Origin of the sequence: Caulobacter sp. Root1455 (genome assembly GCF_001426905.1) — a bacterium.
GTDB lineage: Bacteria > Pseudomonadota > Alphaproteobacteria > Caulobacterales > Caulobacteraceae > Caulobacter.
Map to the genome: position 1 here is coordinate 25,931 of NZ_LMFQ01000022.1, position 14,394 is coordinate 40,324.

Here is a 14,394-nt window from a genome sequence, read left to right on the forward strand (position 1 = left end):
GTTTCTTGGAGGGCGTCTTGACCGGTTCCGTTCCCCCTGCCCCCGAATTTGGCGAAGTGCTGCCGATCGAGCCGTCGCAGGCGGTGCTGGACTTCCTGGCCAAGCGGCGCTCGGCGTCGGCCATGAGCCTGACCGGGCCGGGTCCCGACGACGCCCAGTTGGCCGATCTGCTGCGCCTGGCCGCCCGGGTGCCCGACCACGGCAAGCTGTCGCCCTGGCGGTTCGTGATCCTGCGAGGCGCGGCCAAGGACGCCTTCGCCGAGAAGATCACCGCCCTGGCCGACAGCCAGGCCAATCCGGTCAAGGCCAACGCGGCGCTGCGCAAGCTGACCCGGCCGCCGGTCGCCGTGGCGGTGATCTCGCGCTACATCCCCGGCGAGATCCCCGAATGGGAGCAACGCCAGAGCGCCTCCGCCGTCTGCCAGCAGATGCTGCTGGCCGCCGCCGCCATGGGCTGGGGCGCCAACTGGATCACCGACTGGTATTCCTATGACCAGCGCGCCAGGGCCATTATCGGCGTCGCGGACGGCGAACTGGTGGCGGGCTTTCTCTATCTGGGAACCTCGACCGAGGCTCCGCAGGAGCGTGCGCGGCCCGACGTGGCGGCGATCACCACCGAATGGTCAGCTGACTGAGCATCCCATCGCGCGCTGTTGCGTTTCCGCATCGGTCCGGCGTCTTTGTCCGAGCGATTTCCGTCCGAAATGACAGATGACGCCGCAGAATCGCCACCGGCCTAGTCTTTAGTCCCAAGGCGTGGGACTTGTTGAGCGCAAGCTTCGTCATGCATCAGCCATGACATCGAATGTAACAGTCCTGCATCAAACCGGCCTTAAGCATCGGCAACTTGTCATCTGGCCTTGTGTTGCCTAAGGCCAAGCTCGACCATGTCTGCGTATCTACACGCCGACCAAAACTTTTCGGCCGACGGGGTTTATGACGCTCTCTCTGTTAATTCTCGGCATGACCGCCGCCATCGAAGGCGCGCCCGAAGCCGCGCCCGTGCAGCAGCAACCGGCGGCTCAGGTCCAGCAGACGCCGCAGCAGCCCGCGGGGGCCGAAGTCGACCCGTACGCCGCCGAGGTCGATGCGGTCGAGGTCGTGGCCGGCAAGCCGCGCGGCGCGGTCGAGGGCGACGTCAAGCCCGACCTGACGCTCAACGCCGCCCAGATCCGCGCCTACAGCGCCGGCAGCATCTCCGAGCTGATGGCCTTCCTCGAGCCGCAGCTGCGCACCAGCTCGAGCCGGGGCGACGGCCAGCCGGTGGTCCTGATCAACGGTCGCCGCACCTCGGGCTTTCAGGAAGTCCGCGACATCCCGCCCGAAGCCATCGAGCGCATGGAGATCCTGCCCGAGGCGGTGTCCCTGACCTACGGCTACCGCGCCGACCAGCGGGTGGTGAACTTCGTTCTGCGCCGCCGCTTCCGCGCCCTGACCAACGAAGCCGGCCTGAAAGGCGCGACAGCGGGCGGGCGCACCAGCGCCGACCTGCAGAGCACGCTCTTCCGCGTTCAGGGCGACCAGCGCTGGCTGTTCAACGGCAAGCTCTCGCACGACACGCCGCTGTTCGAGACCGAGCGCGACATCGTGCGGACGCCGTCGGGCCAGCCCTACGACCTGACCGGCAACGTCACCGGACTCAGGGCCCCGGCCAACGACCCCAACAGCACCCTCACCGGTTTCCTGCCGATCGACCCGGCCCTGACCGCCCTGGTCGGAGCGCCGGTCACCATCACGCCCGTGCCCGCCTCGGCGGCGCTCGGCGCGCCGAGCCTGGCCGATTTCGCCGCCGACGCCGGATTGCCGGCCGTCGACGACCTAACGTCCTGGCGCAGCCTGGCGCCGGAGAACACCACCGCCAGCCTGACCGGCGCGGTCACCCGCCCGCTCGGCAAATCGTCGATGGCCACGATCACCGGCGGCTTCGACGACACCAGCACGCTCAGCTATCTGGGCCTGCCCGGCATCCGCGTGGTCGTGCCCGACGGCAATCCGTTCTCGCCGTTCACCCAGGACGTCCAGCTCTTCCGCTACGCCGACGACTACGTCTCGATGACCCGCAAGGTCGACACCCAGAAGGCCACCGTCACGGCGGCGGCCAACGGCCGGATCAAGGACTGGCGCTGGACCGCCACCGGTGGCTACGTCTATTCGACCAGCGAAACCACCACCGGGCGCGGCCTGGACGCGTCGGCCTTCGCGGCCGGGGTCGCGGCCGGCGACCCGACGCTCAATCCGTTCGGCAACATCCCGTCGCAGCTGCTGGCCCGGACCTCGCCCGACACCGCCCACTCGACCTCGAACAACGCCAACGGCGAGGTGGTCCTGGTCGGGACGCTTCTGCGGGCTCCGGCCGGCAAGGTGTCGACCACCTTCAAGGCCGGCGCCAACACCCAGAACCAGGACTCGCGGAGCACCCGCGCGGGTTTGGTGGTCGATCGCGACATTTCGCGCACCAGCGGCGACCTCCAGGCCAGCATCAGCGTGCCGATCGCCAACCGCGCCCAGGGCGTGCTGCCGTTCCTGGGCGACCTGTCGGTCAACTTCAACGGCCAGTACGAGGAGGTCTCGGACTTCGGCGGCCTGACCACCCTGGGCGCCGGCGCCAACTGGACGCCGATCGATCCGGTCAGCTTCATCCTCAGCTACAGCGACGACCAGGGCGCCCCCAGCGCCTCGCAGTTGAACGATCCAATCCTCTCGACGCCGAACGTCTCGATCTTCGACTTCAAGAACAATCGGACCGTGCTGGCCACCCGCATCGAAGGCGGCAACCCGAACCTGCTGTCCGACAGCCGGCAGGTGGTGAGGCTGGGCGTCAACATCAGGCCCTTGCCCAGGGACGCCAAGACCAACCTGCAGATCAACGCCAACTACACGGCCACGCGGGTCGACGATTCGACCAACAACTTCCCGGCCATCACCGCCGACATCGAGCAGGCCTTCCCCGACCGGATCCGCCGCGACGCCGACGGCAATCTGATCTCCGTCGACTCCCGGCCGGTGAACTACGCCAAGACCGAGCAGCAACAGGTTCGCTGGGGCTTCAACCTGTCGCGGCCGTTCGGCCAGCCGCGCCCAGGGGGCTTCCAGTTCCCAGGCCGCGGTGGCGGCGGCCCGCCTCCCGGCCCGCCCCCCGGCGGCGGTCCTGGCGCGAGCGGCGGTGGAGGCGGCGGCGGCGGCGGCTTCCGTGGCGGCGGCGGCTTCCGCGGCCCGCGCCCCGGCCAGGGCCAATTCCAGGTCTCGCTCTATCACACCTGGAAACTGCGGGACGAGATCACCATCCGCGACGGCCTGCCGATCATCGATCGCCTGAACGGCGGCTCGGGCGCGAGCCCCGAGCATGAGGTCCAGCTCCAGGCCGGCGTCTCCAAAAGCGGCATGGGCGCGTTCCTGAACGGCAGCTGGCGCAGCGGCTATCGCCTCAACGGCGCGAGCGCGGACAAGGATCTGTTCTTCGGCGACCTGTCGACCGTCAGCCTGAACCTGTTCGCGGACCTGTCGGCGCGACCCGACCTGCTGCGGGCCCATCCGTGGCTGCGCGGCGCGCGGGTGCAGCTCCAGGCCCAGAACCTGTTCGACACCCGCCAGGACGTCCACGACCGCCTGGGCCTCACGCCCCAAGCCTATCAGCCCGACTATCGCGACCCGATCGGCCGGACGGTGCGGATCAGCTTCCGCAAGTTGATCGGCCCGGCGCGCCCCGTGCAACCGCCGGGCCGGCGACCGCCCGCGGTCCCGACCCCGCCGCCGGCGCCGCCTCCACGCTAGGCGCAAGGAAAAAGGGGCGCGTCCGCCTGGACGCGCCCCTCGTCATTTCAGCGCTCGCGAGGCGATCAGCCCCGGCCGCGATAGGGCGCCACGCCCTGGTCGGGAACCCACAACCCCTCCGGCGCGGGGCCGGTCTGCCAGAACACGTCGATGGGAATGCCGCCGCGCGGATACCAGTAGCCGCCGATCCGCAGCCAGCGCGGCTGGGCGATCTCGACGATCTTGCGGCCGATCTTGACCGTGCAGTCCTCGTGGAACGAGCCGTGGTTGCGGAAGCTGGTCAGATAGAGCTTCAGCGACTTGCTCTCGATCAGCCAGTCGCCGGGCGCGTAGTCGATCACCAGGTGCGCGAAATCCGGCTGGCCGGTCACCGGGCACAGCGAGGTGAATTCCGGGGCCACGAAGCGGGCCAGATAGGTCACGTCGCTCTGCGGGTTGGGCACGCGCTCAAGAACGGCCTGGTCGGGGCTGGCGGCGGGCTCGACCACCTGGCCCAGCTGGGTCACATGAAGTTCGGTCATGGGCGGTCATCTAGGCCCCGCGCCCCGACGAGACAAGCGCGCGCGACGTCGCTATCGTCGCATCAAACAGATGTTGGGACAGGAAGACGCCATGAGCGGACGCGATTTCGACGGCTTCACGGTGGTGGTCACCGGCGCCTCCACCGGCCTGGGCCGGGCCATGGCGGTGGAGACCGCGCGGCGCGGCGCGGCCCTGGTGGTCGTCAACTTCGCCAGCAGCGCGCGGGAGGCCGAGGAGACCGCGCGGCTGATCGAGGCCGAAGGCTCCAAGGCCGTCCTGGTCCAAGGCGACGTGGCCCAGGACGCCGACTGTCGCCGCATCGCCCAGGCGGCGGCCGGCACGGGCCGAATCGACGCGCTGTTCAACAATGCGGGGGTGACCAAGTTCGCCCCCAACCACGCCGACCTCGACGCGGTCGACGCCGAGGACTTCCTGCGGCTCTACGCGGTCAATGTGGTGGGCGCCTTTCAGATGGTGCGCGCCGCCCGCAGCCTGCTGGAGGCCGCGCCCCAGCCGGGCGCCGTGGTCAACACCGCCTCGATCGCCGGCGTGGTCGGCAACGGCTCGTCGGTGCCCTACGCGGCCTCCAAGGGCGCCCTGACGACCATGACCCTGTCGCTGGCCCGGGCCCTGGCGCCGCGGATCCGCGTGAACGCCGTCTGCCCGGGATTCATCGACACCCCGTGGTTCGGCAAGGCCATGGACGCCGAACGCGTCGATCGTCTGCGCGCCGGCGCGGCCGCCGCCACGCCCCTGAAGGTCGCCTCGACCGCCGAGGACATCGCCGGGTCCGCGGTGTTCCTGGCCTCCCCCGACTCGCGGCACATCACCGGCGAAACGCTGTTGGTGGACGCCGGACTGCACTTGGGCGGAGCGAGTCTAGCGATGCGCTAAAGCCGCAGGTAAAGCTCAAACAAACGATCCTTTGACACTGTGGCGCCCAACGCCACTTCTGAAGCAAAATCGTCACACTTCGCCCATTCTTTGTGCCAAGGGCGCCGTTTGTGCTGGCGATTTGACCACTGTGATTGCAACTAGGGCGCAGCCGACAACTATTCCTGTTGTGCCCAAACACGCTTGCAGGCGTCGCTGGACGTCGAAGGCTCCACACCCTTCGGTCGGCAAAACGAAATCAAGGGGATAGAACACATGAAGTTTCTGAAACTGGCGCTGGTCGCCGCCGCTGCTTCGGTCGCCATGAGCGGCGCCGCGATGGCTGAAGAGCTGAAGCTCTCGTACAATGTTGGCGTGGCCAGCGACTACATCTTCCGCGGCATCAGCAACACCAACAACAAGGGCCAGATCTTCGGCGGCATCGACGCCACCTACGGCATCGGCTATGCGGGCGTCTGGACCTCGAACGTCGACTTCGGCACCCCGAACCCCGACCAAGAAATCGACGTCTACGCCGGCGTGAAGCCGGTCGTGGGCGACGTGAACCTGGACCTCGGCGTGGTCTACTACGGCTACACCAAGGACAAGAACGGCATCCCGGGCTCGTACAGCTACTTCGAAGTCAAGGCCGCCGCCTCCAAGGCGTTCGGTCCCGCCACGTTCGGCGTCGCCGGCTACTATTCGCCGGAGTTCCCGTCGGACGGCGGTGAAGCCATCTACGTCGAAGCCAACGGCTCGGCCCCGATCGGCGAAAAGCTGACCCTGAGCGGCGCCGTGGGCTTCCAGACCGTCGACGCCGACGGCTACTTCTCGGGCGTGGAAAACGACTACGTCACCTGGAACCTGGGCGTCTCGGCCGCGATCACCGACCACCTGACCGCCGACCTGCGCTACTCGGACACCGACAGCCACGACTTCGGCAAGAGCCTCTACGGCTCGGCCGTGACCGTGTCCCTGAAGGCCGCGTTCTAAGCCTAAGCGCTTCCAAAGACCGGAAAGGGCCGTCCCGACCTCGTCGGGGCGGCCTTTTCTTTTGCGCGCCGCTCAGCGCGCCTTCACGGGCGGCCGCATGAACACCGCCGCCAGGAACACCACCGCCGTCAGGGCCGCGAACAGCAGGAAGGCCGGGGTGAACGAGCCGACGCGGTCGCGGATGGCGCCGCCGATGAACGGCCCCGCGGCCGACACCGCCCCGACCAGGCAGGTCAGGGAGAACAGCTCGACATTGTTGCGCCGGCCAAAATAGTTCAGCAGCAGCAGACTGACGGCCAGCACCGTCAGCCCGAAGCCGACCCCGACTCCGACCGCGTACAGCATCAGCAGCCATGGCGTCGTGGCGCGCGACAGGGCCAGCAGCCCGACCACCAGCAGACCCTGGGCGAACACCAGCAGCCAGCGCGGATCGATCCGGTCGCCGATCGCCCCGCCCCCCAGCCGCGCGACCACCTGCATCCCGCCCTCCAGGCTGAGCATGCCCGCCGCCACCGCGCCGGCGACGCCCAGTTGGGTCAGGTGGGCCTGGGTCAGGCTGGCGGCGCTGATGCCCGCCAGCAGGTGGCTGAAATAGGCGGCCAGCAGCACGTAGAACTGCGGCGTGCGCACCGCGTCTCGGACGCTCCACTCGTGATCGGTGTGATAGACGCCGGAAGGCGTCTTGCCCGCCTTGGCCTCGGCGTCCAGCTCCCGGTCCAGGGCGGCGCCGGCCTGCTCCAGCCAGCGCGGCCCGCCGACGGCCACGGCGCAGGCCAGACCGACCAGGCCGACGACCGCCGCCTGCAGCGCCCAGTAGAGCCGCCAGTCGTTGTGGGTGGCGCCAAGAACGCTGACCACCATCCACGGCCCCGCCACCCCGCCCAGGGCCCCAAAGGTGAAATAGATTCCGAACGGCAGGGCCCGTTCCTTGAAGATCGCCGACAGCACGTGGGTGCCGGGAATCAGGGCCGCCATCTGGAAGCCGATCCCGCAGAGGGCCGTGCCCAGGAAATAGATCGGCAGGGCGTGAACCCGCGACAGGCAGGCCAGCCCCCCCGCCATCACCGCCACGCCCACCAGGATCGCGCCGCGCACCCCGATCCTGCGGATCAGCAGCGCCGGAAGCCAGGACGACAGGCCGGTGAACACCCCCAGGATCGTGAAGCCCAGGAACGCGTGCTCCCAGCTCCAGCCCAGCTCCGGAACCATGGCCGGGATCACCACGCCCAGCGACGAATAGGTCGCCGCCGTGATCAGGAACAGCAGCAGGCTGAAGACGGCGACAAGGAGCCACGGGCGCCAGTGGGTCGCGGCGCGGGAGATCGACAGCTCGGTCATCAGAACGTCCGCTTCAGGGTCACGCGCCATTCTCGCCCCTTGCCGGGCAAGGCCGCGAGATTGGCATAGGTGTCGGCGTCCGGGGTGAAATAGAGCGTGTCGAACAGATTATCGACGTTGAGCTCGGCGGTGTACGGCCCGCGGGCGATGTAGGCCGAAGCGTTGACCACGGCGTAGGCGGGATAGGTCACCGCGTGCTGCACCGTGCCCGAGGTCTTGGTCACGTGCGTGACGCCCAGGGTCGCCCCGGCCGAGCCCCAGTCGTGCGGATCGCTGGTGTAGGCGCCGTACAGGCTGACCACCGACTTGGGGATCAGGGTGTAGTCGTAGTCGCCCGCCCGGCCCGGCAGGCTGCTGAAGGTCCAGACCACATAGCTGCCGCCATAGCCCTGAGCCCCGGACACCCCAGCCGTATAGGCCGGGATGTACTGGAACGACTGGTCCGGGCCCTTCACCGTGGTGTGCTGGCTGTTGCCGGTGGCCGTGAAGCTCAGATGCTCCGAAGCCAGCCAGCGGATCTCCAGCTCCACGCCCTTGGCCCGCGTGCCCTGCACCACCGGCGTCAGGCCCGACAGCTGGGTGCGGTTCTGGCGATAGCCGGCCAGGGAGCCGACCAGGGTCCCGCGCAGCAGCTGGAACTTCACCCCCGCCTCGGCCAGGTCGCTGTTCGACAGCCACGAGCCGTCGGCGACCAGGCCCGGGGCGATGTCGCCCGCCTGACTGACCTCGAGGGCCGAGGCCTTGGCGTAGCTGACATAGGGCATCAGACCGAGCGGGGTCTGGTAGGTCAGGCTGGCGCTGTAGGTCGCCTTCCCCCGATCGTCGGTCTGGCGGCCCGCAACGGTGAACGGCAGAAAGCCGGTGTCCTCGGCCGCCACATCGTACCAGTCGTAGCGGCCGCCCAGGGTCAGGGTCAGGCGCTGGCCGAACTTGACGTCGCTGGTGAAGAACAGGCCCGTCTGGCGCCAGGTGCTCTTGTTGTCGTTCTCCCAGTCCAGCCCTTGGGCCCCGGCCGGCTCGGTGCTGAACGGACTGTCGATGATGTCGGTGGCCGTCGCGCCATGGCTGATGTCGCGGCGGTCGATGGCGATCATACCGCTGTTGAAGCTCTCGCGCCGGCGGCCGTCGAACGCGCGATAGCTGGCCCCGGCGATGGTCTTGGTCGCCACCCCGCCGAAGTCGCGGGCGAAGGCGTAGCTGGCCCGCGCCTCCCAGACCGAACTGTCGAACCAGGCCGGGTAGCCGTACGAGACGAAGCGCTTGTTTTCCTGGTCGTCATAGAACAGCTGCAGCTTCAGCAGGCTGTCGTCGTCGAACCGCTTGGCCAGGTCGAAATAGAAGGTGTTGGTCCAGGTCTTGGAGAAGTCGGCGCCGCTGACATGGACCGTGCGCGGGTCGAGCTTGGTCGTGCCCACCCCGGTGTCCAGCGTGTGGTTGGCGTCGGTGGCGGGGAAGCCGTAGTACGGAATGTAGAGCGCGCTGCCGTACGGGTAGAGGCCCACCTCGCCCGGGGTCAGCCGGCCGTTGCCGTCGGCGTCGACCAGGGTGGTGTCGCGGCCGGTGGTGTAGGTCCGGTGATCGATCAGGTCCTGGGTCAGGCGGTTCCAGCCCGCCGTCTGAATGTCGCCGGTCGAGTGATAGACCATGCCGCCGAAAGCGGTGCTCCAGCCATTGTTTAGGTCGAAGTCCGCCGAGACCTCGGCCAGCTGCCGCTTGGGATGCAGGCCCCGATAGAAGCTCTTTGAGTCGTCCAGCTCGCCATACGCGTAGACCCCGCCGTCGGCCGATCCCAGCTTGACCGGCAGGGCGACCTGGCCGGTGACGTTCTTCTTGTCATAGGCCCCGAAGGTGGCGGTGATCTCGCCCTTGGGGTCGGTCAGGAACCGCCCCTCGTCGCGCGCCGACTTGGGAATGAAGTTCAGCATGCCGCCGACCTTGCCGGCCCCGTAGATCGGCGTCGGCGGTCCGCGCACGATCTCGATCCGGGCAGCGCCGCCGATCGGGGTCGAGTAGGTGCCGCGGTTCTCGACCCGCTTGAAGCCCCGGAAATAGTTCTCGGCCAGGGTGCCGCGGATGTTGAGCGCGCCGGGCACGCCGTAGAAGCTGGCGGTGTAGGTCCCCGGCGACACCGCCGTCAGGCCGTCGATGGTCTCGATGCCGAACCGTTGCAGCGTGGTGTCGCTGACGAAGCTGGCCGAGCGCGGCGTCTCCAGCAGCGACTTTTCCAGGCCGAACACCGTGGTGCTCGGCTGCTTTTCAAGCAGGCCGGCCTTATCGCGCGCCAGGACGATCACTTCGTCGACGGCGTCGGCCTGGGGCGTATCCTCGGCCAGGGCCTGCCCCGGCGTCAGGACGCCGAAGGTCATGGCGGAGGCCAGCAGGAAGGCGCGGATCGACATCGCGGGAGCTCCAAGGCCCGCCGAGGAAGCGGCGGTGGAGCTAGCAAATGGGATGTTACGCAACGTTCGTCAAAACGTTATGTGACATTTCAGAAGGAATTATATTGAGGCGCCAATTAGGAAAGCAATCAGTGCGGCGGGACGCCCCCTCCGTCACGTCGCTGCTAGCGACGCGCCACCTCCCCCGTTGCACGGGTGAGGAGAAGAACAGCGCCGCATCCTCCTCACCCGCATCGCGGGGGAGGTGGCGCGATGCGAATACGCATCGTGACGGAGGGGGCGTCAGCCGCGCACTCAGCCCTGAACCATCGGCCGGGTCGCTTCCGGCATGATGTTGAGCACGCGCATCATGGCCAGCCTGGCGCCCTCGACGTCGCCCGTGGCGATCACGTCGGCCACCGCGCGGTGCTGCTCGACGTCGGCGATCAGTTCGGCCTCGGTGGCCGCGCCGAACGAGAACACCCAGTAGCGGGCGGCCTTGTGCTGCAGGGGGATGAGGATGCGGGCCAGGGCCAGGTTGCCGCCCGCTCGGGCGACGGCGGCGTGGAAGCGCTGATCCATGGCCACCAGGGCGGGCAGGTTGCGTTCGCGGGCCGCCTGTTCGCCGCCGTCGAAGGCCGCGCGGATGGCCTCGGCCTCGGCCTTGCTGGCGTGCCGGGCGGCCAGGCCCGCGCAGTGCGGCTCGATCAGGGCGCGGGCCTCGTAGCCCTGACGCAGTTCGACCAGGTCGAGCGGGGCGACGGTGGTGCCCGACCGGGCCCGGCGGATGACCAGCCCCTCCAGGGCCAGCCGCCCCAGGGCGTCGCGCACCCCGGCCAGGCCGGCGTCGTAGCGGGCCGCCAGCGACTGCTCGTCCAGGCGCGCGCCCGGCGCCAGGCGGCCCAGGATCAGGTCCAGCAGGATGCGCTCGTAGACCTTGGCCTTCTGCAGGTCGGGCGACCAGTCCTCGAGCCCCGAGGACGAACAGATGTCCAGAACCAGCATCCGGTCGCGGCCCCCAGCGGTTTGGCCGCTGGCCAGGGCGTCGTCAGGGGCCATGAACTGTCGCAAGGCGGGGCTCCGATGGAAAGCGAGCCTGATATGTAAGGTGAAATGTCAGACGGCGCCAGCGAGCGTTCTACTTAAGGGCGTGGATGCTGACGGGGACACACACGCGTTCCCGCGTCTTGCCCAGCAATCACGCACCGTTGGATGCGTGTGTGTCCCCAATCGTTGTCAGCCTAGAACGCCGGCACCACCGCGCCGTGGTACTTCCTCTCCATGAACGCCTTCACCTCGGGCGAGGTCAGGGCCTTGGCCAGCTTCTGGACGCGCGGATCGTCCTTGTTGTCCGGACGAGCGACCAGGTAGTTCACATAGGGGCTGTTCTTGTCCTCGATCAGCAGGGCGTCCTTGGACGGGTCCAGCTTGGCGTCGAGGGCGTAATTGGTGTTGATCACCGCCAGGTCGACCTGATCCAGGGTCCGCGGCAGGGTCGCGCCCTCCAGTTCCTTGAACTTCAGGCCCTTGGGATTGCCGCTGATATCCTTGAGGCTCAGCGATTTCTTGCTGGTGTCCAGCGCGATGACATTGCCCCGGGCGAGCAGGCGCAGGGCCCGGTCCTCGGTGCTGGCGTCGTTGGGGATGGCCACGGTCGCGCCCTGGGGCAGGTCGGCGATGGTCTTGTGGCGATGCGAATAGGCCCCGATCGGCTCGATGTGCACGCCGATCACCGGCACGAGGTTGGTGCCCTTGTCGGTGTTGAACGTCTCCAGGTACGGCAGGGTCTCGAAATAGCTGACGTCCATGCGCTTTTCGGCGACCTGGGTGTTGGGCTGGACGTAGTCGTTGAAGACCTTGACCTCGATCTTCAGCCCCTCGGCGGCCAGCTTCGGCTTGATGAACTCCAAGACCTCGGCGTGCGGGATGGCCGTGGCGGCGACGGTCAGGGTGTCGCCGGCGCTGGCGGCGGGCTTCCTGCCGCAGGCCGTCATTCCCAAGAAAAGGGGGCTCAGCACGGCGAGGCTGACGAGAAGGGCGCGGCGAGCGACCATGAACGGCTCCGTTAAGGCGATTAATCGGGTCGGGTATTGCCCGCTTCCCGTCGGATCGGGAAATCAGTTTTCCTGAACCGGCGCGCAGAGTCTTCAACCATCGTCCTTGGGGATCAATCTTCTCCGAGCCTTGACCTCGCCGCCAAACAGGTCGCCTGGATGAGGATGGCCCGAGAAACCGTCTACATCGTCCAAGCCTACAAGGCCGGCCGCGGCAAGGGCCTGAAGGCCGAGCAGCAGGTCGGCTGCAAGGACGCCGAGGAAGCCCGCCGCAAGGCCGAGCGTCTGGCTCCCATCCGCGAGGGCGTGGTGGCGTTCGCGGCCTCGGCGGACGTCGAGCTGGGGGACTACGACGAGAACCCGGTGATCCTGTTCAAGGCCGGCCGGCTGCCGTTTCCGTTCGATCAGGCCTAACAAAAATTCCGCCTATTCGGGATCGTTCGCCGGCTCTTCCGGCCCGGCGATCGTCCAGCTCGACAGGAAGTCGGGGTTCTCGACCGTCTCGCCGCCGCTCAGCGGGTACAGGCCCGGCTTGGCCGCCGTGATGTTCGAGGTCTGGGGCGGCAGGGTCGTGGTGTCGCCATCCTGTGGGCCCAGCAGGTCGAGCAGGATCCCCTCCTCCGCGTGCGCGGTGATCACCACGCCGTAGAACGCCTCGCGCCCCTCCAGCTCGCCGTCGGCGTCCAGGAAGGTCAGGTTGACCAGCATGAGCTTGCCGACCAGGCCCTGGGCGAAGCTTTCGTCCCAGTGTTCGGGCGGCGGGGCGGACAGGATGGGGATGTCGTCGGTCATGGGATCGTTCTAGCGGTGCGAAACCTTCCGCACCACCGCGTCGCCGATCATCTGCAGCGCCTGGACCAGCACCAGCAGCAGCACCACGGTCACCACCATCACGTCGGTCTGGAAGCGCTGATAGCCGAAGCGGATGGCCAGATCCCCCAGACCGCCCGCGCCGACCACGCCGGCCATGGCGGTGTAGGACACCAGGGCGATGGCCGTGACGGTCGCCGCGGCGATCAGGCCCGGCATGGCCTCGGGCAGCAGCGCGCCCAGCACCACCTGTCGGCGCCGGGCGCCCATGGCGAAGCTGGCCTCGATCACGCCCTTGTCCACTTCACGGAGGGCTGTTTCCACCAGGCGGGCGAAGAACGGCGCCGCGCCCACAACCAGCGGCGGGATCGCCCCGGCCACGCCCAGCGAGGTTCCAACCAGGGCCACGGTCAGCGGGATCATCACGATCAGCAGGATCACGAACGGCACCGAGCGCAGGATGTTGATCACCAGCGACAGCACGCCGTTGGCGAGCCGGTTCCGCAGCATCTGTCCCGGTCCCGTCAGGAACAGGATCACGCCCAGCGGCAGGCCCAGCACCACGGTCAGCGCCATCGAGCCGCCCAGCATCGACAGGGTGTCCAGCGTCGCCTGGCCGATCTCGGACCAGTCGATGTTGTCCATGAAGGCGTTCATCGGCCGGCCTCCGTGATCAGATCGACCCGGACGCCGTCGGCCTGGAACCGGGCGATCGCCGCCTCGACGTCGCCACCGGTCAGCGACAGGGTCAGCTGGCCGTACGGCGTCTCGCGCAGGCGATGGATGCGGCCGCCCAGGATCGAGTAGTCAACGCCGGTCTCGCGGGCCACCGCGCCCAGGATCGGCTTGTAGGTCGCCTCGCCGCGGAAGGTCAGGCGCACCACGCGGCCGCCGACCACCGCGCCGGCCTCGCCGGGGACCCCGTCGGCCTCCATCACGAACCGCCGGGCCGTGGCGCTGGCCGGGTGCAGGAACACCTCCTCGACCGCGCCAGTCTCGACGACCTTGCCGCCTTCCAGCACCGCCACCCGATCGCAGACGCGGCGCACCACGTCCATCTCGTGCGTGATCAGCACGATGGTCAGGCCCAGTTCGCGGTTGAGGTTGGAGACCAGCTCCAGGATCTGCTCGGTGGTCTCGGGATCCAGCGCGCTGGTCGCCTCGTCGCACAGCAGCACCTTTGGGCCGGTGGCCAGGGCCCGGGCGATGCCGACCCGCTGCTTCTGGCCGCCCGACAGCTGGGCCGGATACTTGCCCGCGAAATCGCTCAGTCCCACCCGCGCCAGCAGCTCGGCGGTGCGCGCCTTGACCTCGGCCTCGGGGCGCCCCGCCAGCTTCAGCGGGAAGGCGACGTTGCCGGCCACGGTCTTGGACGACAGCAGGTTGAAGTGCTGGAAGATCATCCCGACCCGGCGGCGCAGGGACCGAAGCCCCTCGACGCCCAGGGCCGCCACGTCGTCGCCGTCGACCACGACCTTGCCGCCCGAAGGCTTCTCCAGGCCGTTGATCAGCCGGATCAGCGTCGACTTGCCCGCCCCCGACGCGCCGATCACCCCGAACACCTCGCCGGGCGCGACCGACAGGCTGACTCCCGTCAGCGCGGCGCGGTCGCCGGCGCCGGCATAGGTCTTGGAGACGTCTTGGAAGGTGATCAC

13 protein-coding genes are annotated in these 14,394 nt (G+C 68.5%); 5 read left to right on the forward strand and 8 right to left on the reverse strand.

What is annotated here, in order from left to right:
• The first annotated feature begins 17 nt into the window (after positions 1-17).
• Both ASD21_RS14695 and ASD21_RS14700 read left to right on the forward strand, forming a co-directional pair.
• A complete protein-coding gene (locus ASD21_RS14695) occupies positions 18-635 on the forward strand; it encodes a nitroreductase family protein (RefSeq protein ID WP_056443170.1) in 618 nt (205 codons plus the stop codon).
• A gap of 328 nt (positions 636-963) precedes the next feature.
• Positions 964-3,771 carry a TonB-dependent receptor gene (locus tag ASD21_RS14700; protein ID WP_235524893.1) on the forward strand — a complete coding sequence of 936 codons (2,808 nt, stop codon included), beginning with the start codon at positions 964-966 and terminating at the stop codon, positions 3,769-3,771.
• A gap of 65 nt (positions 3,772-3,836) precedes the next feature.
• Here the strand turns inward: ASD21_RS14700 and queF are convergent, their stop codons facing one another.
• Positions 3,837-4,292 (reverse strand): preQ(1) synthase, encoded by a 456-nt coding sequence (gene queF, locus ASD21_RS14705; RefSeq protein ID WP_029907399.1) that lies wholly within the window; start codon positions 4,290-4,292, stop codon positions 3,837-3,839.
• A gap of 70 nt (positions 4,293-4,362) precedes the next feature.
• On the opposite strand from queF, the gene ASD21_RS14710 reads away from it, so the two are divergent.
• A complete protein-coding gene (locus ASD21_RS14710; protein WP_162250239.1) occupies positions 4,363-5,187 on the forward strand; it encodes an SDR family NAD(P)-dependent oxidoreductase in 825 nt (274 codons plus the stop codon).
• A 255-nt stretch (positions 5,188-5,442) separates the two neighbouring features.
• On the forward strand, positions 5,443-6,159 hold the full coding sequence (locus tag ASD21_RS14715; protein ID WP_056442615.1) for a TorF family putative porin: 717 nt from the start codon (positions 5,443-5,445) through the stop codon (positions 6,157-6,159).
• 72 nt (positions 6,160-6,231) lie between these two features.
• On the opposite strand, the gene ASD21_RS14720 is transcribed toward ASD21_RS14715, so the two are convergent.
• From ASD21_RS14720 to ASD21_RS14735, 4 genes are all read right to left on the reverse strand, one after another.
• The gene (locus tag ASD21_RS14720) at positions 6,232-7,497 is read right to left on the reverse strand and encodes an MFS transporter (protein WP_056442617.1); all 1,266 of its coding nucleotides are present in this window, start codon (positions 7,495-7,497) and stop codon (positions 6,232-6,234) included.
• Entirely contained in the window at positions 7,497-9,896 is a 2,400-nt protein-coding gene (locus ASD21_RS14725; protein WP_056442620.1) for a TonB-dependent siderophore receptor, read from the reverse strand. Before ASD21_RS14725 ends, ASD21_RS14720 begins: the two co-directional genes overlap by 1 nt.
• A gap of 294 nt (positions 9,897-10,190) precedes the next feature.
• On the reverse strand, positions 10,191-10,916 hold the full coding sequence (locus ASD21_RS14730; protein ID WP_442856979.1) for a GntR family transcriptional regulator: 726 nt from the start codon (positions 10,914-10,916) through the stop codon (positions 10,191-10,193).
• 200 nt (positions 10,917-11,116) lie between these two features.
• Positions 11,117-11,929, reverse strand: coding sequence for a MetQ/NlpA family ABC transporter substrate-binding protein (locus ASD21_RS14735; protein WP_056442626.1), 813 nt, complete (start codon positions 11,927-11,929; stop codon positions 11,117-11,119).
• A 165-nt stretch (positions 11,930-12,094) separates the two neighbouring features.
• Between ASD21_RS14735 and ASD21_RS14740 the strand changes: the two genes are divergently transcribed.
• Positions 12,095-12,343 carry a hypothetical protein gene (locus tag ASD21_RS14740; RefSeq protein WP_156390805.1) on the forward strand — a complete coding sequence of 83 codons (249 nt, stop codon included), beginning with the start codon at positions 12,095-12,097 and terminating at the stop codon, positions 12,341-12,343.
• A 12-nt stretch (positions 12,344-12,355) separates the two neighbouring features.
• On the opposite strand, the gene ASD21_RS14745 is transcribed toward ASD21_RS14740, so the two are convergent.
• From ASD21_RS14745 to ASD21_RS14755, 3 genes are read right to left on the reverse strand one after another with little or no spacing between them, the layout of a single operon-like run.
• Entirely contained in the window at positions 12,356-12,721 is a 366-nt protein-coding gene (locus ASD21_RS14745; protein ID WP_056442631.1) for a hypothetical protein, read from the reverse strand.
• Positions 12,722-12,730: 9 nt separating this feature from the next.
• Positions 12,731-13,396, reverse strand: coding sequence for a methionine ABC transporter permease (locus tag ASD21_RS14750; protein ID WP_056442634.1), 666 nt, complete (start codon positions 13,394-13,396; stop codon positions 12,731-12,733).
• Positions 13,393-14,394 (reverse strand): methionine ABC transporter ATP-binding protein, encoded by a 1,002-nt coding sequence (locus ASD21_RS14755; protein WP_056442635.1) that lies wholly within the window; start codon positions 14,392-14,394, stop codon positions 13,393-13,395. Before ASD21_RS14755 ends, ASD21_RS14750 begins: the two co-directional genes overlap by 4 nt.